The sequence below is a fragment of the Curtobacterium sp. 18060 genome, from assembly GCF_902706105.1.
GTDB lineage: Bacteria > Actinomycetota > Actinomycetes > Actinomycetales > Microbacteriaceae > Curtobacterium.
The window spans coordinates 13,773-33,742 of record NZ_CACSJV010000009.1 but is presented as its reverse complement, the minus strand read 5'-3'; the positions used below and the strand labels follow the sequence as shown (position 1 = coordinate 33,742).

Here is a 19,970-nt window from a genome sequence, read left to right as displayed (position 1 = left end):
ACCCCACCAGCGCTCGACGTCTGCTGTGCGTCCGGGGTGGGTGGTGTCGAGGGCTACGTCGTCAGCGAGCGGCCGATGCGGGCTTCGAGCCACGCTTCGGGGTCGATCGGGGTCACGCCGTCCATCAGGACCTCGAGGTGCAGGTGCGCACCGGTCGAGACGCCGGAGGACCCGACGAGTCCGATGAACTCGCCAGCCTCGACCTGGTCGCCGACCTTGAGCGGCGACGACCCCGGGATCATGTGCCCGTAGAGCGTCGACACCTGGCGGCCGTCGATCTCGTGGTCGATGATCACGGCGTTGCCGTACGAGAAGTACGTGCCCGAGATCCGGACGGTGCCCGCGGCGACGGCACCGATGGCCGTGCCCATGCCGGGCGTGAAGTCGAGGCCCTGGTGCAGGGAGGAGCACGCGCCGCACGGTGCCGAGCGGTAGCCGAAGCCCGAGCTCATCTGCACCGGGCCGGGGAACGGGGAGCGGACCGCGCCGCCGTACGAGACGGCTTCGCCCGCGATGCCACTCGTGTCGGCCGTGCCGCCGGTGGTGACGATCCGGCGCGTCGTGCCGCCGCCGACGGTGAACCCGTCGCGGTCGAGCCCGGTCGCGGTGACCGCCTGGGTGACCGCGTAGTCCTGGGTGCGCACGATCGGCGCGATGGTCGAGGTCGCCATCGAGGTGCCGGCGCTGGCGTGGGCGGGCATCGCCGAGGCGGCGAACATCGCGATCGCCGCAGCCGCGCTGGTCAGGGTGATCCGTCCGGCACGACCGGACCGGGAGGCCCGTGGGGCCTTCGTGACGCTCGTCACGGTGGGAGCGGGACGGCGGACCACGCGCGTGATGCGGGTGTCGACGTGCTCGGTCGTCGCGCGGGCTGCGGTGGCGCGGCGGCCGACGGGCTTCGCGACCTTGGCCGGCTTCGCGACCTTCACTGCCTTGGCGGGCTTCTCCGCTCGGCGCTGGGGCTTCCGGGCTGCAGCGCGCTCGGCCTCGAGGGCAGCGCGACGGGACAGGTGCACCACCGGGGTCTCCGGGTGCTGGTCGAGTTCGGGTGCAGTCGTCATGGCCGCCCACCATTCTGCACGACTCTGTCGCTTTGTACAGGCCCCACCGTGATCTTTTCGTTACCGCGGGGCTGGGAGGCACCTGATCACCGCGGGCCCCGACGTCCCCCGACCGTCCGACATCGGTAGCGTCGTGGGAAAGCGACGGAAGGACCCGCACCATGGCCCGATCGCCGCGAGAGCGGCCCGCGCAGGTCGACCTCGGCACCGCCGACGTCGTGCTCGCCGGCACCCAGGAACTCCTGCCCGTGCTCCGCGCCGCCGCGGTGCGCGCGGGCATCGATGCCGCACGCATGCGGGTCATCGGGGTCGACGACCTGCCGGACCCGGAGGAGACCTGGGACGCCGAACTCGCGGTCATCGCGATCCGGCGCCCCGGTGACGACCCCGCGTTCCACCGTGCGCAGGCGGCCGCTGAGCTCATCGATCCGCTGCTCGTGCAGCACGCCGTCCGGATCGTGGTGACGGTCTCGGGACTGACACGGCTCGCGCCCAAGGTCGAGCGCACCCTGACGTCCGAGGTGCTCCACCAGATCGACGCCGCATCGGCGCCGTCGGGGTTCGAGCGGCCGTTCCGCAGCATGCGGATGCGGCTCGGGCTCGCAGCACTCCGGGCCGCCGGCGTCCGGGTGTTCCGCGTGTCGATCGGCACCTGACCGGCGGGACTGCCGTCAGCGGGCAGGTGCCCCACGGAGCTCGAGGGCGATCTGCTCGGCGTCGAGGTTCTGCAGCATCGACTCGAGCACCTCGGCGTCGAAGGAACCGTCGTCGCGGGCGTCGAGGATCGCCGCGCGCTGCGCCTCGAGCACCGCGAGCCGTCGGGCCTTCTCGCGTCCCATCCACGCCCGGAGCTCGGCCGGGTCGGCTGCCTCGAGCTCTTCGCGCGCACGAGGGCCGGCCTCGCGAGTGCCGGGGACGTCCTCGGCCGCCGTCCGCATGAGCTCGAGCAGCCGCTTGCGCTCCTCGGTGTCCTTCGCGGCGGTGTCCGGTGCCGGTGCGGCGATCCGACGGAGCAGCGGGCCGATCGTGCTGCCCTGCACGACGAGCGAGAGCAGGGCCACCGCGAACGCGACGAACACCAGGAGCGACCGTTCCGGAGTGTCCGTCGGCAGGGTCTGCGCCGCCGCGACGGTCACCGCGCCGCGCATGCCCGCCCAGACCACCGCCGTGCCCTCGCGCCAGCCCAGCGGTGCCGTCGTGTAGTACGCGATGTCCGCCAGGGTTCGCCGGACGCGTGTCGTGAACCGGTCGAGTTCGCGTTCCGACGGCGCCCGGTTGCCCGGTCGGTGCTCGCGGATCACCTCGCTCATCGCGTCGCGGTCGCCGGCGTGCATCTCGGCGAAGCGGTCCTGCATCCGCTCACCGCGCTTGGCGGCCGCCGACAGCGCGAACAGGAGCGGGACGACGTACGCGGTCCGGACGAGCACGGTGAGCACGAGGGCGCCGACGGCGATGAGCAGCGCCGGGCCGATGCCGGAGTGGTCCTCCTGCACGTCGCGGAGGATCGTCGCGAGTTCGAGCCCCATCGTCAGGAACACCGCGCCCTCCAGCACGAGCTCGATGGTCTGCCAGTTCTGCGCGTCGGACAGTCGGTGCCCCGGCGGGAGCCTGCGCGGTCCGACGATGCCGGTGAACAGCCCCGCGACGACAGCGGCGACGAGTCCTGACCCGCCGAAGTGCTCGGTCGGTACCGCGGCGACGAACGGCACCGCGAAGGACAGCGCCGTGTTCACCGCTGCGCTCGGCACCCGGGAGCGCACGAACACGTTCAGCCAGCCGACGAACCAGCCGATGACCACCGCGATGGCCACGGCGCCCGCGAAGTCGCCGAGCGCTCCCCAGAACGAGAACGACGCGGCAGCGGCCACGATGGCCGTCCGCAGGAGCACCAGTGCGGTGGCGTCGTTGAGGAGCGATTCACCGTCGAGGATCGAGATCGCCCGGCGCGACACCGAGGTCTGCTTGACGATCGACGTCGCGACGGCGTCGGTGGGACTCACGATCGCACCGAGGGCGATCCCCCACCAGAAGCCGAGGCCCGGGACCACCCAGGCGAAGAAGAGCCCGAGCACGAGGCTGCTCGCGACGACGAGCAGCACCGACAGCCCACTGATGGCACCGAACTCGCGCCGGAAGTTCATCGACGGCATCGACACCGCCGACGAGTACAACAGCGGCGGCAGGACTCCGGCGAGGATCCACTCGGGCTCGATCTCCGCGTTCGGGATGAAGGGCAGCAGGCTCGCGATGATCCCGACGACGACGAGCACGAGCGGTGCCGCGACCCCGATGCGGGGCCCGAGCACGGCGGCACCGGCGATGGCGATCAGGGCGATGACGCCCACGACGAGGAGTTCGGTCACCGGTCCAGCGTGGCACCACCGTGCGTGCGTCGTCATCCGGTGCGCGGTTGGCGGTTCCGTGCGGCGCAGTAGGCGCGCACGCGGCGGTCATCCTCGCACCGAACGACGGAACCGGCACGGTGCGGTGGGCGCGACCGCCGGACGGACGGGAGGCCCGTGGCGGCGTGGCCGCGTGCCTCCTGTCCGCACGGTGCGTGCGTCGTCATCCCGTGCGCGGTTGGCCGCGCGGTGCGGCGCAGCAGGCGCGCACGCGGCGGTCATCCTCGCACCGAACGGCGGAACCGGCACGGTGCGGTGGGCGCGACCGTCCGCGCGATCAGGTCCCGTCGGTGTCCGGGCTGTGGAGAGACCCCGCCTGGACCGAAGGGTGTGGAGGAGCGACGTGGGCGACGACCGCGACGCTGCCGACGGCGAGCACGAGCGCCATGACCCCGGCGCTCACCGTTGTGCCGATGCGGCGGAGTCGGGAGCGTCCACCGCGGTCGCGTGGGGCGAACCGGGCCAGCCCGCGGCGGGGTTCCGGCCCGACGAGCCACGGACCGGAACCGTCGACGTCGTACGAGAACGGCCCCGAGCCATCCGGCGCGTACCGGTACGGGCCGCTGCCGTCCGACGCGTAGGCCGAGCGGAGGTCCTCCGCGGTCCACCCGAAGTCCTCTGGTGTCACACGTGTCGTCGCCATGATCGCCCTCCTGCGGCTCTGGAACTGCGGAAGACCAGTCCACCGAGCGTTCCTATGAGCCGACAGTGCGACTCCAGGACGTCTGCCGAGTACCTGCCGGACGCAGGCCGGACCATGTATCTTGATGTCGAGACATTCCGCACCACGAGTAGCGTGGACGTACCGACGGTCGAACAAGGGAGTACCCGCCAGCATGGCCAAGATCATCTACACCCTCACGGACGAGGCGCCGTTCCTCGCCACCCACTCCTTCCTCCCGGTCATCCAGGCCTTCGCCGGCACCGCTGGTGTCGACGTCGAGACCCGCGACATCTCGCTCTCCGGCCGGATCATCGCCCAGTTCCCGGAGCGGCTCACCGACGAGCAGCGCGTGGACGATGCCCTGGCCGAGCTCGGCGAGCTCGCGAAGACCCCCGAGGCGAACATCATCAAGCTGCCGAACATCTCGGCGTCGATCCCGCAGCTCAAGGTCGCGATCAAGGAACTGCAGTCGCAGGGCTACGACCTGCCCGACTACCCGGACGAGCCCACGACGGACGAGCAGCGCGACGCCCGCGCCCGCTACGGCCGTGTCCAGGGCAGCGCCGTCAACCCCGTGCTGCGCGAGGGCAACTCCGACCGCCGCGCTCCCTTGTCCGTCAAGAACTACGCCCGGAAGCACCCGCACCGCATGGGTGCGTGGAGCAGCGACTCGAAGACGAACGTCGTCACGATGGGCGTCGACGACTTCCGCTCGAACGAGAAGTCCTGGATCGCCCCCGCCGACGACGTCCTGACGATCACGTTCGTCGCCGAGGGCGGCGAGACCCAGGTCCTCAAGCAGTCGATCCCCGTCGTGCAGGGCGAGGTCGTCGACGGCACCGTGCTGCACGTCGCAGCGCTCGAGGCCTTCCTGCAGGACCAGATCCAGCGCGCCGCGGCCGAGGACATCCTGTTCTCCGTGCACCTCAAGGCGACGATGATGAAGGTCTCCGACCCGATCATCTTCGGCCACGTCATCAAGGCGTTCTTCCCGACGGTGTTCGAGCGGTTCGGCGCCGACCTGGCCGCCGCCGGGCTCACCCCGAACGACGGTCTCGGCTCGATCCTCGCGGGGCTCGACGCCCTGCCGAACGGCGCGGAGATCAAGCAGGCCTTCACCGACGGCATCGCCGCGGGCCCCGAGCTCGCGATGGTCGACTCGGACAAGGGCATCACGAACCTGCACGTCCCGAGCGACGTCATCGTGGACGCCTCGATGCCCGCGATGATCCGCACCTCCGGCCACATGTGGGGCCCGGACGGCGACGAGCACGACACCCTGGCCGTGATCCCGGACTCGAGCTACGCCGGCATCTACCAGACCGTGATCGACGACTGCCGCGTCAACGGTGCCTTCGACCCGGCGACGATGGGCTCCGTGCCCAACGTCGGGCTCATGGCGCTGAAGGCCGAGGAGTACGGCTCGCACGACAAGACCTTCGAGGTCCCCGGCGCCGGCGCCGTCCGCGTGACGAACGCCGCCGGTGACGTCGTCATCGAGCACGACGTCGAGCCCGGTGACATCTGGCGCGCCTGCCAGACCAAGGACATCGCCATCCGCGACTGGGTCAAGCTCGCCGTCACCCGTGCCCGCGCCTCGGAGACCCCGGCCGTGTTCTGGCTCGACGAGACCCGTGCGCACGACGCGAACCTGATCGGTCTGGTCCGCCAGTACCTGGGCGAGCTCGACACCGAGGGCCTGCAGATCGAGATCCTCTCGCCGGAGGACGCCATGCGTTTCTCGCTCGAGCGCATCCGCCGCGGCGAGGACACCATCTCCGTCACGGGCAACGTCCTGCGCGACTACCTGACGGACCTGTTCCCGATCATGGAGCTCGGCACCTCGGCGAAGATGCTCTCCGTCGTCCCGCTGCTCGGTGGCGGTGGACTGTTCGAGACCGGTGCCGGCGGCTCCGCCCCGAAGCACGTCCAGCAGCTCGTGCAGCAGAACTACCTGCGCTGGGACAGCCTCGGCGAGTTCCTGGCCCTGGCGGTCAGCCTCGAGCACCTCGCCGGCGTGACGGGCAACGAGCGGGCGAAGATCCTCGGTGAGACGCTCGACCGTGCCACCGGGACCTTCCTCGAGCAGGACAAGTCCCCGGGCCGCAAGCTCGGCTCGATCGACAACCGCGGCAGCCACTTCTACCTGGCCAAGTACTGGGCGGAAGAGCTCGCAGCGCAGACGACGGACACCGAGCTCGCCGCGTCGTTCGCCGAGATCGCGGGCAAGCTCGACGCGCAGGAGCAGCAGATCGTCGAGGAGCTGAACGGCGTGCAGGGCCACCCGGCCGACATCGGCGGCTACTACCGCCCGGACGACGCCAAGACGAGCGCGGTCATGCGCCCGTCCGCCACGTTGAACGCGACGCTCGCCGCGCTCTAGACGCACGCACCTGACGGACGGGAGGCCCGGTGCCAGCTGGCACCGGGCCTCCCGTCCGTCCGTGGTCGCGACCAGGGCCGCGCATCGTGAGCAGAAATGGTCGGGTCCGCATCACGAACCCGACCATTTCTGCTCACGAAGTCACGCGGGGCGGGCCCGCCGCCAGCAGCACCACGAAGACCAGAGCGACCGCCACGACCCCGATGACGACCGCGACTGCGGGGCGACGCACCACGAAGAACAGCAGACGGTCCCAGAAGCCCGAGCGAGCGTCGGGTGAGCGGCGCCACGGGCCCTCGAGCATGCCTCGGCGGGCGACCGCGACCTCGAACGGCACCGTGGCGTACGGCACGACGGCACTCGCCCAGCCGAGCACGAGTGCCCCGAGGGTCCAGCGCTGGTTGACCGCGACGACGGTCGTCACGACGAGGTAGGCCAGGAACACGAAGCCGTGCACTCCGCCGCCGATCCGGACGCCCCAGTCGCCGGCGTCCAGGCCGTACTTGAGCACCATCCCGGCGATGAGCATGGTCCAGGTCACGAGTTCGGCGACCGCGGCGGCACGGAACAGGGAGCGGGGAGTCATGCCCACATCGTCGCGGACGTGTCCCGGGAAACCCCCGACACTCCGGTGGTCGTATCGATTCGACGCCCGGGGCGGCTAGCGTTGGAGCCATGTCAGTGCCGACCGAGAACCGTCCCCTGAACATCGTCGTCTGGAACGAGAACGTGCACGAGACCCGCGGTGACGCGACGGTCATCGGGCACTACCCCGACGGCATGCACACCGTGATCGCGGCAGCGCTCCGCGAGCACCACCCCGACGCCACCGTGAGCACCGCCACGCTGCAGGAGCCTGACCACGGCATCACCGCCGAGCGCCTGGCCACGACCGACGTCCTGTTCTGGTGGGGCCACGCCGCCCACGACGAGGTCAGCGACGCCGTGGTCGACCTGGTCGTCGACGCCGTGCACGCCGGCATGGGGCTGGTGGTGCTGCACTCCGGGCACTACTCGAAGCCGTTCAAGCGCCTGATGGGCACCACCTGCTCGCTGAAGTGGCGCAACGACGGCGAGCGCGAACTCGTCTGGACGATCGCGCCGGAGCACCCGATCGCCGCCGGGGTGCCGCACCCGATCGTGATCGACCGGCAGGAGATGTACGGCGAGTTCTTCGACATCCCGCGCCCCGACGAAGAGGTCTTCCTGTCGACCTTCGCCGGCGGCGAGGTCTTCCGGTCCGGGGTCGCCTACCGCCGCGGTCTGGGGAAGGTCTTCTACTTCTCCCCCGGCGACCAGGAGTACCCCGTCTACCACCACCCGGACATCCAGCGCGTGCTGTCGAACGCGGCGGCGTGGGCCGCTCCGGTGTCCGAGCGACGCGAGTTGACGGCCGACCAGCACCCGCGGGACTGGTTCCTGACGGAGGGTGCGGGTAGACAGGGCGCATGACCCAGCTGGACCCCGCCGCGCACCGGACCGCCGTCGTCGAGGCACTCGGTGTCCTCGGCAGTGGTCCGGAGGAGCGGTTCGACCGCATCACCCGCATGACCCAAGAGGCGTTCGGGGTCCCGCTGACGTTCCTGAACCTGGTGCACGGCAACGTCGTGACGGCGCAGTCGACGCAGGGCTGGCGGCAGGGCGGGAGCGCCCCGGCGGAGCAGGTCTTCTGCTCGACAACGGTGCTCACGAACGAGCCGATGGTGGTGCCGGACGCGCTGCTGGACCCCCGGTTCCGCGACCTGGCAGCGGTCACCGAGCAGGGCATCCGGTTCTACGCCGGAGCCCCGTTGTCGATGCTCGACGGCACCCGTGTCGGCACGCTCTGCATCATGGACGCGACCCCGCGCGAGCTGTCGGCGGCCGACCTCGACCTGCTGCGTGACCTCGCACGGTGGGCGGAGCGCGAACTCGGCCACGCGATCGACCGCGATCGGGTGACCCGCGTGCTCGAGGGCCTGGTCCCCGGACCCGTCGAGGTCCCCGGACACGACCTCGACACCCTGGTGCTCCGCACCGAGGACGGCGGCGGGGACGTCGCCGACTGGCGACTCGCCACCGACGGTGCGCTGCACGTCACCATGGGCAGCGTCGCGGCGGCCGGACGCGCGTCCGGCCTGTTGGCCTCCGCGGTCCGCGGAGCCGTCGTCGCACGCACCGAGACCGCCATGCAGGACGCGATCGGCGGCCTAGAGGCCCAGATCACCGCCGACCTGTCCGCTGCGGACGCCGTCGGCTCGCTCTTCCACCTGCGGCTCGACCCGACGTCAGGGCACGTCGTCTTCGGGGACGCCGGCCACGGCCTCGCGGTGCTCGTCCGCGCCGACGGCACCAGCCGGGCGCTGCACTCGCTCGACCTGCCGCTCGGCCTGCAGCCGGAGTCCGTGCCGCGGTCCCCCGCCACGCTCGACCTGGCGGCGGGCGACCGGCTCGTGGTGTGCACCGAGGGCGTCCTGGCGCTCGAGGGGATCGGCCACCTCGACGGCCTGGCCGCCCTGGTCGCTGCCGAGCCGACCGGTGCCGCGGTCGTCGAACGGGTCCGCGCCCTGGTGCCGGCCGGCGCAGCCCACGACGTGACGCTGGTCGTGCTCGGGCGGCGCTGAACACCGTCCGCTGACGACGCCGCTGCCGCGCAGTCGTGCGCCGCGGTCAGGAGCGGAAGCGGTCCTGCCGTGATCGCGGTGCGCCGGTGAGCGCGACGACGAGCAGCGTGGCCAGCAGTCCGAAGCCCGCGAGCTCGATGCCGAGGCCGGCGAGCTGCCAGTAGGCACTGCCGACGACTTGTGGCTGCGTGATCGACTCGGGCCACCACGCGTCGATCAGCGGGAACGATGCGGGGAACGGGTCGAGGCCGAACACCACGAGCCCGCCGAGCAGCAGGACGACACCGAGCAGCGCCATCACCCCGCGGGAGCGCCCGAGCATGTGCACGACGAGCGCGGCTGCCATCCCGGCGAGGCCGATGACGGCGATCAGGAACGCGAGCACGACGATGGTCTGCGGCGCGAGGGCCACCCAGTCGAGCACCGCGATCGGCAGCAGCAGCCACCGTCCGGTCCGTGCCCACCGCGCGGGGTTCCGCCATCCGTCCATGGCGGCCAACCGTAGGGCACCCGCCCGAACGCGGGCCGTGCGCAGGCCCGGAGCGGGACTACGATCGGGAGGTGATGGCGCAGGACGGACGCTCCCGGCAGCAGCGGGCGCTCGAGACCCGCGCGGCGATCATCGGGGCCGCGGCCGCCGAGTTCGACGAGCGCGGGTACCTCGGCGCGTCGATGGACGGCGTCGCCGAGCGGATCGGGCTGACCAAGGGCGCGCTGTACTTCCACTTCGCGTCGAAGGCCGACCTCGCCGGTGCCGTGATCGCGCAGCAGCACGAGGTCTCGCGGCGCTACGGCGAGGCCGCGGTCGCCCGGAGCCGGACGCCGCTCGAAGCCCTCATGTGGATGTCACAGGGACTGGCGACCCAGATGGTCACCGAGGTGGTCGTGAGCGCCGGCATCCGTCTGTCGACCGAGGTCGCGACGCACGACGTCCCCCGTCAGGACCCGTACACCGACTGGATGGCGCTCATCGCACAGACCGTGCGCCAGGCGATCGACGCCGGCGAGGTGGACCCGCGGTGGGACCCGGACATGGTCGGACGCGTCGTCATCCCCGCGTACACGGGCGTGCAGACGGTGTCGGACGTGCTCGCCGACCGCACCGACCTGTACGAACGCCTGCGGGAACTCTGGACGGTGCTGCTCGCCGCGCTCGTCACCGAACGCCTCAGGCCAGAGGTCCCGCGACTCGTCGCCATCATCGCGCCGGAATGACGCGGGTCCCCCCAGGGAAACACCCACGTCACCGTCCTCACGAGGATACCCAGCGGTCGGTTTCCGCACCCGCCCCCGTTCGCGGGCATGTGTCCACCGGCCCACTAGCCTGAGCCGGTGCCCACACCACCGGCAGAGGTCGACGTCGACGTCCCGCTCGTCCGGGCCCTGCTGCGTACCCAGCACCCCGACCTGGCGGACCTGACGCTCGTGGTCGTCGCGAACGGCTGGGACAACGTCATCGTGCGGCTCGGCGACGAGTACGCCGTGCGCTTGCCGCGTCGGGAGCTCGCGGCACGCCTGGTCGAGCACGAGCAGCGGTGGCTGCCGGAGATCGCCGCCCGCGTCGCACCCGTCGTCCCGGTGCCGGCTCCGGTGCGCGTGGGCCGTCCGGCGGTCGGGTACCCCTGGTCGTGGAGCATCGTCCCGTGGCTCCCGGGAGCACCCGTCGGTGAGCGTGCTGCCGGTGTCCGGGTCGCCGAGGCCCTCGCGGAGTTCGTGCGACTGCTGCACGTGCCGGCTCCGGCGGATGCTCCGGCGAACCCGTTCCGTGCGGTGCCGCTGGCGACGCGCAGCGACGCCGTCCTGACGCGACTCGCCACGCAGGACGTGCCCCGGGCCGTGGAGCTGGCAGCGGTCTGGCGGACCGCGGCGGCGCTGCCGACGCACACCGGGCCTCCCGTCTGGGTGCACGGCGACCTGCACCCGTTCAACCTGCTCGTGGACCGCACGCCGGACGGCGACGAACGCCTGTCGGCGGTCGTCGACTTCGGCGACGTGACCTCGGGGGACCCCGCCGTCGACCTCGCCACCGCCTGGCTGACGCTCGACCGGGAGGCCCGCCACGCGTTCCGGACGCTGGTCGCCGCTCCGGACGTCACCTGGGGACGCGCGCGCGGGTGGGCGATCGCGCTCGCCTCCGCGCTCGCGACGTCCGACGAACGCGCCTTCCGGAGCGTCGCGCGGCGCAGCATCGACGCGGTGCTGGACGGCTGAGACCCCGCGGGGCTATCGTGACCGCACCATCCGTGCACAGCCGATCGGAGGGGCCCTCATGACCCTCGAGTTCCGCGTCCAGCACGACGTCGCCACCGACGCCTCTCCCGCCCCCACCCGATCCGCCCGAACCGGCCTGCGCGGGTTCCTCGACCGCCTCGCCGAGCGCCGCGCCGCCGCACGCGTCCGACGGGTCGAAGCCCGGCTGCAGGAACTCGGCGAGCTCGAGCACCTGCTGTCCGACGCGCGTGGCGTCGTCGAACGCGGCTGGATCCAGCACGCCTGGTTCGCGTACCTCGACGAGCACGGCCGGATGCGGAAGGCCACGAGTGCCGCCGCGATGGACGTGCAGGGGCGACCGCTCGTCGCTGCCTGCCTGGTCGGCGCGGTCGTCTCGGCCGCTGGCGGACCGCACGCCGTGCACTCGCCGCGGGTCCAGCACTCCCTCGACCTGGTCTGGCACGCGCTCGCCGTGGACGAGGGCGCGCCGGTGCTCTGGTGTCCGGCGCCCGACGTCCGGATGGGCCGCGTGCGTGACCTCACGAGCTGGAACGACGCCCCTGCGCGCACCTCGGCCGAGGTGGCCGGGCTGCTGCTCACCGCGGAGCGGGTGGCCGTGCAGGAATCGGCACGCCTGCAGGACGTCGTGGTGGCACGATCGAGGGCATGAGCAGCACCGACGCCGTCCCCGAGGTCCACCCCGCGACGACCACCGGCCTCGCGTCCAGTGGGAACTCGGCCCTGTCGGACGAGGGCGCGTCGTCGGACACCGATCCCCTGGCCTCGGCCGCTGCGGTGAAGCGGACGCTGCACCGGTACCTGCAGAAGCACCGCGCCGCGCTCCTCGGCAAGCTCGACGGCCTGGCCGAACGGCAGGCCCGCTGGCCGGTGACCCCGACCGGCACGAACGTGCTCGGGCTGGTGAAGCACGTCGCCGGTGTGCAGGCCGGGTACTTCGGCGAGGTGTTCGGTCGGCCGCTTCCGGACCCGCCCGCCTGGCTCGAGTCCGAGGACGGCGAGGACATGTACGCGACGCTCGACGAGACCCTGGACGACGTCGTGGCCTTCCACCACCGCAGTGCAGCGCACGCCGACGCCACCATCGAAGCGCTCGACCTCGACGCCCGCGGCACCGTCCCCTGGTGGCCGGAGGAGCTCCGCGAGGTCACGCTCCACCGCATCCTGGTGCACATGGCGTACGAGACAGCCCGGCACGCAGGGCACGCCGACATCGTGCGCGAGATGCTCGACGGACTGGCGGGTGACGGGGACGGCAACCTGGCCGACAAGAGCCCGGAAGAGTGGGTCCTCTGGCGCGAGCAGCTCGTCGACATCGCCGAGCGGTCCGGCCTGCGGGGTCTGGCCATGTAGCCGACGGCCCCTCACGATCGTTACCGTTCTCTCAGGCTCGACGGTCGAACTGGCCGCTGACCAGGGGTTCTCATCGTGCCGTCTGCACAGGAAACGATCGCTTCCGCTGCACGTCGACGTGCGACCGGTCCGTGCCCTGCGTAGCTTTGGCGCAGCTTGTGCCCCGACCCGTGGGCAGTTCGGCCGACCGGAAGGGGAGCGCCCACCTGTGTTCCAGTACGTCGTGGAGCGATGGAGCCAGATCTGGTTCTCGTCGTGGCAACACTTCTCACTGGTGGTCCAGTGCACGGTGCTCGCCACGGTCATCGCCGTGGTGCTCGCCACACTCGTCTACCGCAGTCCCCGCCTGACCTCCGTCGCGAACGGGGTGTCCGCAATCGGCCTCACCCTGCCGTCCTTCGCGGTCATCGGCCTGCTCATCGTCCCGCTCGGCTTCGGCGTGCTGCCGTCCGTCGTGACGGTCGTCTTCTTCGCCGCCCTGCCCATCCTGCGCAACGCGGTCGTCGGCCTCGCCGAGATCCCGCCGAGCGTGGTCGAGTCCGCGCGCGGCATCGGCATGAGCCGGTTCCGGACCCTCGTGCAGGTCGAACTGCCGATGGCCTGGCCGATCATCCTGAGCGGCGTCCGCGTGTCCGCCCAGATGGTGATGGGCATCGCAGCCATCGCCGCGTACGCCCTCGGCCCCGGGCTCGGCGGCTTCATCTTCTCCGGACTCTCGCGCCTCGGCGGCGCGAACGCCCTGTACTCCGTGGTCGTCGGGGTGGTCGGCGTCGTCCTGCTCGCCCTCGTCCTCGACCTGCTCCTCCTCGGCCTCGGCCGCCTGACCATCTCGAGAGGTATCCGTGTCCAGCACTGACTCCGCCACCACCACCGCGCCCGACGGGGACGTCACCGGCCGCAGCATCCTGCTCGACGAGGTCACCAAGCGGTACCCCGGGCAGTCGAAGCCGGCCGTCGACGGCATCACGCTCGAGATCCCCGCCGGCAAGATCGTCATGCTCGTCGGCCCGTCCGGCTGCGGCAAGACGACCACGCTCAAGATGATCAACCGGCTGATCGAGCCCACCGAGGGCCGCATCGTCGTCGGTGACGACGACGTGACCGGCATCGACGCCGACGAGCTCCGCCGCCGGATGGGCTACGTGATCCAGGCCGGCGGGCTCTTCCCGCACATGACCGTCGCCGCGAACATCGCGATCGTGCCGAAGATGCTCGGCTGGTCGAAGGAGAAGATCGCGGCGCGCGTCGACGAGCTGCTCGACCTGGTCTCGCTCGACCCCGACACCTACCGCGACCGCTACCCCCGCGAACTCTCCGGTGGCCAGCAGCAGCGCGTCGGCGTGGCCCGGGCGCTCGCCGCGGACCCGCCCGTCCTGCTGATGGACGAGCCGTTCGGTGCGGTCGACCCGATCACCCGGCAGCGGCTGCAGGACGAGCTCCTTCGCATCCAGGAAGAGCTGCACAAGACGATCGTCATCGTGAGCCACGACTTCGACGAGGCCGTGAAGCTCGGTGACTGGATCGTCATCTTCACCGAGGGCGCCCACATCGTGCAGTACGACACCCCGGAGCGGATCCTGGCGGAGCCGGCGAACGAGTTCGTCGAGAACTTCATCGGCTCGGGTGCCGGTCTGAAGCAGCTCACCCTGAACCGCGTCCGCGACGTCGAGGTCGTCTCCGCGGTGACCTGCTCCCCCGGCGAAGAGGCGAAGGCCGTCCTGCAGCGCATGCAGGAGGCCGGAGGTCACGGGCACGCCGTCGTGGTCGACCGTCGACAGCGGCCGATCGGCTGGCCGTCGCGCCGGCAGCTCGAGCGCCTGGACCGGATCCCGGACGGCGTCGACCCGGAACTGCCCATCGTGGGCGAGGCCTCGACGCTCAACGACGCCCTCGACACCATGCTCGTCTCGAGCGCCGGGGCCGCACTGGTCACCGGTCGTGGCGAGGCGTTCCGCGGTGTCATCACGGTCGAGGTCGTCATGGAGGCCATCACCCGGTCGCGTGCGGCGGCCGCCGACGACCGCGCGTACACGCCGGTCGGCACGAACACCAACCAGATCGAGACGCTGCCGTCCTCGCCGGCCGCGCCCGTGATCGCGCCCTCCGGGGAAGACCTGTGAGTGCTGTCGCCGCCGGACCCGCCACCGGCGCCAGCACGTCCTGGAAGGGCCTGCTGTTCCAGCCGATCGCGATCCTGGTCGTGCTCGCCGGGTTCGCGATCTGGCTCGCCACGGCGGACCTGACCCCGACCGAGCGCACGACGCTCAACCCGTCGGACATCCTGGCGCTCACCGGGCAGCACCTGGTGCTCACGCTGCAGTCGACGGTACTGGTGCTCGTGATCGGCATCCCGCTCGGCATCGTGCTCACCCGCGGACCGCTGCGTCGGGCGAGTCCGTACGTGCTCGCCGTCGCGAACTTCGGGCAGGCGGCTCCCGCCGTCGGCCTGATCGTGCTGCTCGCCGCCTGGCTCGGCCTGAACAGCTGGTCTGCCGTGGTCGCGCTCGTGCTCTACGCGATCCTGCCGGTCCTCCGGAACACCATGATCGGCGTGCAGAGCGTCGACTCGCGACTCGTCGAGGCCGGCCGTGGCATGGGCATGAGCGCGTTCAGCGTCCTGATGCGCGTCGAGCTGCCCCTCGCGGTGCCGGTCATGCTGTCCGGCATCCGGACGGCCCTCGTGCTGCTCGTCGGCACCGCGAGCCTGGCCACCTTCGTCGGTGCAGGCGGCCTCGGTCTCCTCATCACCACGGGCGTGACGCTGTTCCTGCCGAAGGTGCTCGTCGCCGGTGCGCTGCTCGTGGCGCTCCTCGCCCTCTCCATCGACTGGCTCGGCCGTGTGGTCGAGACCGTCGCACGTCCGAAGGGACTCCGATGAACCGCCGTACCCGCCGCCTCCGCCGCGGGGCTGCCGTCGCACTCGCCGGTGCCACCGCGCTCGTCCTGGCCGGCTGCGGCCTGCAGCCCGCGACGTCCTTCGTCCCCGAGGCCGGTCCCGGCACCATCGAGCGCATCGACGACCTGCCGGACGGTGCCCACATCACCGTGACGTCGAAGAACTTCACCGAGCAGCTCGTGCTCGGCAAGATCGCCGTGCTCGCCGCCAAGGCCGCCGGGTTCGACGTCACCGACGAGACCAACGTGCCGGGCAGCGTCGCCGTCCGCGAGTTGATGACCTCGCACGGTGCGGACTTCACGTACGAGTACACCGGCACCGCCTGGCTGACCTTCATGGGCCACGCCGAGGGGATCCCGGACAAGACCGAGCAGTGGGAAGCGGTCAAGAAGGAGGACGCCGGCAACGGGCTCACGTGGCTGAACCCGGCGCCGATGAACAACACCTACGCGTTCGCGGTCCGGGATGAAGCGGTCAAGGAGCTCGGAGACATCAAGACGCTCTCCGACATCGCGAAGCTGCCCGTCGACGAGCGCACCTTCTGTGTGGAGTCGGAGTTCAACTCGCGCGCCGACGGCTTCAAGCCGATGCTCAAGAAGTACGGCTTGGAGCTCGGCGGTTCGGGGGAGAACGGGATCCCCAGCGACAACGTCAGCATCCTCGACACCGGCACGGTCTACACCGCCACCGACCGCGGCAAGTGCAACTTCGGCGAGGTCTTCACCACCGACGGCCGCATCAAGTCACTCGGCCTGACCGTGCTCGAGGACGACAAGGGCTTCTTCCCGGCGTACAACGTCGCGCCGGTGCTCGACTCGGCCACGCTCAAGGAGTACCCGCAGCTCGCCGACGTCTACGACCAGATCTCGCCGAAGCTCACCGATGCGGTGCTGCAGGAGCTGAACCGTCAGGTCGACGTCGAGGGGCGCGAGCCGGCCGACGTCGCGTTCGACTGGATGGTGAAGGAGGGCTTCATCACGAAGCCGTGACGGCTCTCGACGCATCCACGTCACGGACGGGAGGCCCGGTGCCAGCTGGCACCGGGCCTCCCGTCCGTCTGTGGTTGCGTCTCAAGCCGCAGCGATGCGCGCAGCCGTGTCGCGGATCGACGCGACGACGCGGGCGCGGACCTCTTCCGGGTCGGAACCCTCGTGCCGCGCCGAACTCCGCAGGCCGGTCATGCACATGCCGAGCAGCATCTCGGCGGCCTGCGGGGTCGCGGCGTCCGGCCCCCACGCCGGGTCGCGCTCGAGGATCGTGCGCACCGCACCCGTCATCGCCTCGGCCACGGTCGTCATCCGGCTGACCTGGCGGCGCATGAGCTGCGGGAAGCGCACGATGACCTCCTTCCGGGCGAGCCGCTCGTGCTCGTCGCCGAACGACGAGCCGAACACCAGGAACGCCAGGTCGACCACGGCCTGCGCAGCCGGCTCCCCCGCGACGGTCTCGAGGTGCGCTGCCAGGGTCTCGGCGTCCAGGTCGAGCTCGGTGTGCCCGAGGACCGCGTCCTCCTTGCTCTCGAAGTAGTTGAAGAACGTGCGCGGTGACACCTCGGCGCGTGCGGCGATCTGTTCGATCGTGGTGTGGTCGATGTCCTGCTCGAGCGCGAGGGACCGAGCCGCCTCCGCGATGCGGTGGCGTGTCTCGATGCGCTTGCGGTCGCGCAGACCCATCTCGGTGGCGGGCGCGGTGTCGGGCATGGCCCGACTGTAACCGGAACGTCACATGATCTACAGCAAACGCAAACTTGCAGTCGTGCAGTGGACACTACGGTGGGGCCATGACCACTCCCGTGCTCGAGGCCCGTGACCTCGCCAGGACCTACGGCCGAGGCCCGACGCGGTTCGACGCGCTCAAGGGGGTGTCACTCCAGGTGCACCAGGGCGAGAGCCTGGCGATCGTCGGCAAGTCCGGATCGGGCAAGTCGACGCTCATGCACCTGCTCGCACTGCTCGACAAGCCGTCGACCGGGCAGGTCCTGCTCGACGGGACCGATGCGGCGACGCTCGGAGCCCGACAGGTGAACCGCACGCGCAACAGCACCTTCGGGTTCGTGTTCCAGCAGTTCTTCCTGACCCCCAAGACCTCGGTCCTCGACAACGTCGTGCTGCCGCTCAAGATCGCGGGCGTCTCCGGGGCCGAGCGGAAGTGCCGCGGCATGGCGGCGCTCGACTCCCTCGGCCTGGCCGACAAGGCGAAGAACGACGCCAACGACCTGTCCGGCGGGCAGAAGCAGCGCGTGGTCATCGCACGCGCGCTGGTCGGTGAGCCGAGTGTCATCTTCGCCGACGAGCCGACCGGCAACCTCGACACGAACACCGGGCAGGTGGTCGAGGACATGCTCTTCGGCCTGCAGCGCGAACGCGGGATCACGCTCGTCGTGGTCACCCACGACGAAGAACTCGCCGCCCGCTGCGACCGCAGCGTCAACGTCCGCGACGGACTCATCGTCGGTGGATCGGACGGCACACCCACCGCCGGTGCCGCCATCGACCAGCAGGCCACGCACGGAAGGCACTCCGCGTGAACTTCCTCGACCTGCTCCGCACCGCGGTCTCGAACACCTTCCGGTCGAAGCTGCGCACGACCCTGACCGTCATCGCGATCTTCATCGGCGCCTTCACGATCACGCTGACCTCGGCGATCGGTACGGGTGTCAGCAACTACATCGACACCCAGGTCTCGTCGATCGGCGACACCGGTTCCCTGACCATCACGAAGGCCGTCGACACCACGTCGACCGACAGCGGGCCGGCGGAGTACGACCCCGACGAGTCCGGCCAGAGCGTCGACCGCGGTCCGGCGTCGTTCTCGTACCTGTCGCAGTCCGACGTCGACGACATCCGCGCGATCGACGGCATCAAGAGCATCCGTCCAGCGGTCGCCCTGGCGCCGAAGTACGCCGAGCACGGCGACGACGGCAAGTACGTCGTCTCCCTGACCGCCAACGCGGGGGAGCTCGACGCCGACCTGGCGAGCGGGAAGCAGCTCGACGACGACACCGACGCGAACCAGGTGATCCTGCCGACGAACTACCTGGAGAACCTCGGACTCGGCAGCGCGAAGGCCGCCGTCGGCAAGGAGCTCACCTTCGCGGTGGACGACTACCAGGGCAAGGAGCACACCCTCACCGCGACGGTGGTCGGTGTGCAGAACGAGTCGCTGTTCGGCGGCGGTGCCGGGGCGAACGCCGCGCTCACCGACGCGATGCAGGCCGCACAGGAGATCGGCAAGCCGGACTCGATCGCGACCTCGTACGCCAGCGCCACCGCGACGCTCGACTCCGGGGCCTCCGCGACCACGGTCAAGAAGGCGCTGTCGGACGACGGGTTCCTCGGGCAGACCATCCAGGACCAGCTCGGCCAGTTCCAGACCGTCATCAGCGGCATCGTCGGGGTCCTGAACGCCTTCGCCGTCATCGCCCTGGTGGCAGCGGGCTTCGGCATCATCAACACGCTGCTGATGAGCGTGCAGGAACGCACCCGCGAGATCGGCCTGATGAAGGCGATGGGCATGGGCGGCGGCAAGGTCTACACGCTGTTCTCGCTCGAGGCGGTCTTCATCGGGTTCCTCGGCAGCGCGATCGGAGCCGGTGTCGCGATCCTGCTCGGGACGGGCATCTCGAACGTGCTCGCGGGCACGCTGCTCAAGGACCTGCCGGGCCTGCAGATCATGCAGTTCGCGCCGAGTTCGGTGGCGACGATCATCCTCGTCGTGATGTTCATCGCGTTCCTCGCCGGCACCCTCCCCGCGCGCCGCGCCGCACGGCAGAACCCGATCGAGGCGCTCCGGTACGAGTAGCGCCCGGCGTGCATAGTCTCTGACGGGTGGCGGCATTCGGGCGGGACCTCGGCGACGGGTACACGCTGACGCTGCGCGACCTGACGACGGTCGACCCGGTGCTGGCACTCGTGCGCGCGAACCTCGACCGGCTCCGGGCGGCCGAACCCTGGGCGTGGGATCCGCAGGACCGCGAGACCATCGGACTGCACACCGAACGGCTGCTCGGCCAGTTCGCGATGGACCGCGCGCTCCCCTGCGTCATCCGCGCCGACGACCGCATCGTCGGCGTGGCGTCGCTGACCTTCGACCCGTACCTGGGCCAGGCGTCACTCGGCTACTGGGTGGACGCCGGACACGAGGGCCGCGGTGTCGCGGGGCGGGCCGCCGGGGTCCTGGTCGAGGTCGCGCGGGCACGCGGCACCGCGCGTCTCGAGATCCGGACCGGCGTCGACAACGTCCGCAGCCGCGCGCTCGCCGAACGGCTCGGGTTCGCCCTCGAGGGCACTCTGCGGGGCGCGCTGCCGCTCGGGCCCGTCCGCGCCGACGTCGCCGTCTACGGCCTGCTGCTCTAGGCGAGACTCCCCGCCGCCCCCGTA

General features: G+C 71.1%; 21 protein-coding genes. 15 read left to right on the top strand and 6 right to left on the bottom strand.

Going from position 1 to position 19,970, the window contains the following annotated elements:
• Positions 1-53 precede the first annotated feature (53 nt).
• The gene (locus tag GVL05_RS06890) at positions 54-1,061 is read right to left on the bottom strand and encodes a M23 family metallopeptidase (RefSeq protein WP_159572465.1); all 1,008 of its coding nucleotides are present in this window, start codon (positions 1,059-1,061) and stop codon (positions 54-56) included.
• A 161-nt stretch (positions 1,062-1,222) separates the two neighbouring features.
• Between GVL05_RS06890 and GVL05_RS06885 the strand changes: the two genes are divergently transcribed.
• Positions 1,223-1,717: a hypothetical protein gene (locus tag GVL05_RS06885; protein ID WP_159572463.1), complete on the top strand. Its 495-nt coding sequence runs from the start codon at positions 1,223-1,225 to the stop codon at positions 1,715-1,717.
• A 15-nt stretch (positions 1,718-1,732) separates the two neighbouring features.
• On the opposite strand, the gene GVL05_RS06880 is transcribed toward GVL05_RS06885, so the two are convergent.
• A complete protein-coding gene (locus tag GVL05_RS06880; RefSeq protein WP_159572461.1) occupies positions 1,733-3,424 on the bottom strand; it encodes a sodium:proton antiporter in 1,692 nt (563 codons plus the stop codon).
• A gap of 316 nt (positions 3,425-3,740) precedes the next feature.
• Complete coding sequence (locus GVL05_RS06875; RefSeq protein WP_159572459.1) at positions 3,741-4,106, bottom strand: hypothetical protein; 366 nt, start codon at positions 4,104-4,106, stop codon at positions 3,741-3,743.
• 193 nt (positions 4,107-4,299) lie between these two features.
• Here GVL05_RS06875 and GVL05_RS06870 point away from each other — a divergent pair, with 193 nt between their 5' ends.
• On the top strand, positions 4,300-6,510 hold the full coding sequence (locus GVL05_RS06870) for an NADP-dependent isocitrate dehydrogenase (RefSeq protein ID WP_159572457.1): 2,211 nt from the start codon (positions 4,300-4,302) through the stop codon (positions 6,508-6,510).
• Between the two features lie 133 nt (positions 6,511-6,643).
• On the opposite strand, the gene GVL05_RS06865 is transcribed toward GVL05_RS06870, so the two are convergent.
• On the bottom strand, positions 6,644-7,096 hold the full coding sequence (locus GVL05_RS06865) for a DUF3817 domain-containing protein (protein WP_131877800.1): 453 nt from the start codon (positions 7,094-7,096) through the stop codon (positions 6,644-6,646).
• An 89-nt stretch (positions 7,097-7,185) separates the two neighbouring features.
• Here GVL05_RS06865 and GVL05_RS06860 point away from each other — a divergent pair, with 89 nt between their 5' ends.
• Together GVL05_RS06860 and GVL05_RS06855 are read left to right on the top strand one after the other, a co-directional pair.
• Positions 7,186-7,962, top strand: a complete 777-nt coding sequence (locus GVL05_RS06860; protein WP_235035887.1) for a ThuA domain-containing protein — start codon at positions 7,186-7,188, stop codon at positions 7,960-7,962.
• Positions 7,959-9,113, top strand: a complete 1,155-nt coding sequence (locus GVL05_RS06855; RefSeq protein ID WP_159572455.1) for a PP2C family protein-serine/threonine phosphatase — start codon at positions 7,959-7,961, stop codon at positions 9,111-9,113. Before GVL05_RS06860 ends, GVL05_RS06855 begins: the two co-directional genes overlap by 4 nt.
• 46 nt (positions 9,114-9,159) lie before the next feature.
• On the opposite strand, the gene GVL05_RS06850 is transcribed toward GVL05_RS06855, so the two are convergent.
• On the bottom strand, positions 9,160-9,603 hold the full coding sequence (locus tag GVL05_RS06850) for a hypothetical protein (protein WP_159572453.1): 444 nt from the start codon (positions 9,601-9,603) through the stop codon (positions 9,160-9,162).
• Positions 9,604-9,677: 74 nt separating this feature from the next.
• Here GVL05_RS06850 and GVL05_RS06845 point away from each other — a divergent pair, with 74 nt between their 5' ends.
• The 8 genes from GVL05_RS06845 (at position 9,678) to GVL05_RS06810 (ending at position 16,580) form a co-directional block, all read left to right on the top strand.
• Positions 9,678-10,328, top strand: a complete 651-nt coding sequence (locus GVL05_RS06845) for a ScbR family autoregulator-binding transcription factor (RefSeq protein ID WP_159572451.1) — start codon at positions 9,678-9,680, stop codon at positions 10,326-10,328.
• A gap of 117 nt (positions 10,329-10,445) precedes the next feature.
• A complete protein-coding gene (locus GVL05_RS06840; RefSeq protein ID WP_159572449.1) occupies positions 10,446-11,324 on the top strand; it encodes an aminoglycoside phosphotransferase family protein in 879 nt (292 codons plus the stop codon).
• A 58-nt stretch (positions 11,325-11,382) separates the two neighbouring features.
• Positions 11,383-11,994 (top strand): hypothetical protein, encoded by a 612-nt coding sequence (locus tag GVL05_RS06835; RefSeq protein ID WP_159572447.1) that lies wholly within the window; start codon positions 11,383-11,385, stop codon positions 11,992-11,994.
• A complete protein-coding gene (locus tag GVL05_RS06830) occupies positions 11,991-12,695 on the top strand; it encodes a DinB family protein (RefSeq protein ID WP_123293015.1) in 705 nt (234 codons plus the stop codon). Before GVL05_RS06835 ends, GVL05_RS06830 begins: the two co-directional genes overlap by 4 nt.
• A 208-nt stretch (positions 12,696-12,903) precedes the next feature.
• Entirely contained in the window at positions 12,904-13,551 is a 648-nt protein-coding gene (locus tag GVL05_RS06825; RefSeq protein ID WP_111083581.1) for an ABC transporter permease, read from the top strand.
• Positions 13,538-14,815 carry an ABC transporter ATP-binding protein gene (locus tag GVL05_RS06820; protein ID WP_111083580.1) on the top strand — a complete coding sequence of 426 codons (1,278 nt, stop codon included), beginning with the start codon at positions 13,538-13,540 and terminating at the stop codon, positions 14,813-14,815. The genes GVL05_RS06825 and GVL05_RS06820 overlap by 14 nt, the downstream gene beginning before the upstream one ends.
• On the top strand, positions 14,812-15,573 hold the full coding sequence (locus GVL05_RS06815; protein WP_111083579.1) for an ABC transporter permease: 762 nt from the start codon (positions 14,812-14,814) through the stop codon (positions 15,571-15,573). Before GVL05_RS06820 ends, GVL05_RS06815 begins: the two co-directional genes overlap by 4 nt.
• Positions 15,570-16,580, top strand: coding sequence for a glycine betaine ABC transporter substrate-binding protein (locus tag GVL05_RS06810; protein ID WP_131877788.1), 1,011 nt, complete (start codon positions 15,570-15,572; stop codon positions 16,578-16,580). Before GVL05_RS06815 ends, GVL05_RS06810 begins: the two co-directional genes overlap by 4 nt.
• An 81-nt stretch (positions 16,581-16,661) precedes the next feature.
• Here the strand turns inward: GVL05_RS06810 and GVL05_RS06805 are convergent, their stop codons facing one another.
• On the bottom strand, positions 16,662-17,291 hold the full coding sequence (locus tag GVL05_RS06805; RefSeq protein ID WP_123293018.1) for a TetR/AcrR family transcriptional regulator: 630 nt from the start codon (positions 17,289-17,291) through the stop codon (positions 16,662-16,664).
• Positions 17,292-17,371: 80 nt separating this feature from the next.
• On the opposite strand from GVL05_RS06805, the gene GVL05_RS06800 reads away from it, so the two are divergent.
• The 3 genes from GVL05_RS06800 to GVL05_RS06790 are packed head-to-tail and all read left to right on the top strand — an operon-like array spanning position 17,372 to position 19,946.
• Entirely contained in the window at positions 17,372-18,118 is a 747-nt protein-coding gene (locus tag GVL05_RS06800) for an ABC transporter ATP-binding protein (RefSeq protein ID WP_159572445.1), read from the top strand.
• Entirely contained in the window at positions 18,115-19,392 is a 1,278-nt protein-coding gene (locus GVL05_RS06795; protein WP_159572443.1) for an ABC transporter permease, read from the top strand. The genes GVL05_RS06800 and GVL05_RS06795 overlap by 4 nt, the downstream gene beginning before the upstream one ends.
• 26 nt (positions 19,393-19,418) lie before the next feature.
• Positions 19,419-19,946 carry a GNAT family N-acetyltransferase gene (locus GVL05_RS06790; protein WP_159572441.1) on the top strand — a complete coding sequence of 176 codons (528 nt, stop codon included), beginning with the start codon at positions 19,419-19,421 and terminating at the stop codon, positions 19,944-19,946.
• Positions 19,947-19,970: the final 24 nt, after the last annotated feature.

What these genes read in the sequence shown, in the direction of transcription:
- GVL05_RS06865 (WP_131877800.1), bottom strand. Translation starts at nt 7,096, where the DNA reads ATGACTCCCCGCTCCCTGTTCCGTGCCGCCGCGGTCGCCGAACTCGTG.
- GVL05_RS06810 (WP_131877788.1), top strand. Translation starts at nt 15,570, where the DNA reads ATGAACCGCCGTACCCGCCGCCTCCGCCGCGGGGCTGCCGTCGCACTC.
- GVL05_RS06875 (WP_159572459.1), bottom strand. Translation starts at nt 4,106, where the DNA reads ATGGCGACGACACGTGTGACACCAGAGGACTTCGGGTGGACCGCGGAG.
- GVL05_RS06850 (WP_159572453.1), bottom strand. Translation starts at nt 9,603, where the DNA reads ATGGACGGATGGCGGAACCCCGCGCGGTGGGCACGGACCGGACGGTGG.
- GVL05_RS06830 (WP_123293015.1), top strand. Translation starts at nt 11,991, where the DNA reads ATGAGCAGCACCGACGCCGTCCCCGAGGTCCACCCCGCGACGACCACC.
- GVL05_RS06890 (WP_159572465.1), bottom strand. Translation starts at nt 1,061, where the DNA reads ATGACGACTGCACCCGAACTCGACCAGCACCCGGAGACCCCGGTGGTG.
- GVL05_RS06885 (WP_159572463.1), top strand. Translation starts at nt 1,223, where the DNA reads ATGGCCCGATCGCCGCGAGAGCGGCCCGCGCAGGTCGACCTCGGCACC.
- GVL05_RS06855 (WP_159572455.1), top strand. Translation starts at nt 7,959, where the DNA reads ATGACCCAGCTGGACCCCGCCGCGCACCGGACCGCCGTCGTCGAGGCA.
- GVL05_RS06860 (WP_235035887.1), top strand. Translation starts at nt 7,186, where the DNA reads ATGTCAGTGCCGACCGAGAACCGTCCCCTGAACATCGTCGTCTGGAAC.
- GVL05_RS06845 (WP_159572451.1), top strand. Translation starts at nt 9,678, where the DNA reads ATGGCGCAGGACGGACGCTCCCGGCAGCAGCGGGCGCTCGAGACCCGC.
- GVL05_RS06835 (WP_159572447.1), top strand. Translation starts at nt 11,383, where the DNA reads ATGACCCTCGAGTTCCGCGTCCAGCACGACGTCGCCACCGACGCCTCT.
- GVL05_RS06870 (WP_159572457.1), top strand. Translation starts at nt 4,300, where the DNA reads ATGGCCAAGATCATCTACACCCTCACGGACGAGGCGCCGTTCCTCGCC.
- GVL05_RS06805 (WP_123293018.1), bottom strand. Translation starts at nt 17,291, where the DNA reads ATGCCCGACACCGCGCCCGCCACCGAGATGGGTCTGCGCGACCGCAAG.
- GVL05_RS06800 (WP_159572445.1), top strand. Translation starts at nt 17,372, where the DNA reads ATGACCACTCCCGTGCTCGAGGCCCGTGACCTCGCCAGGACCTACGGC.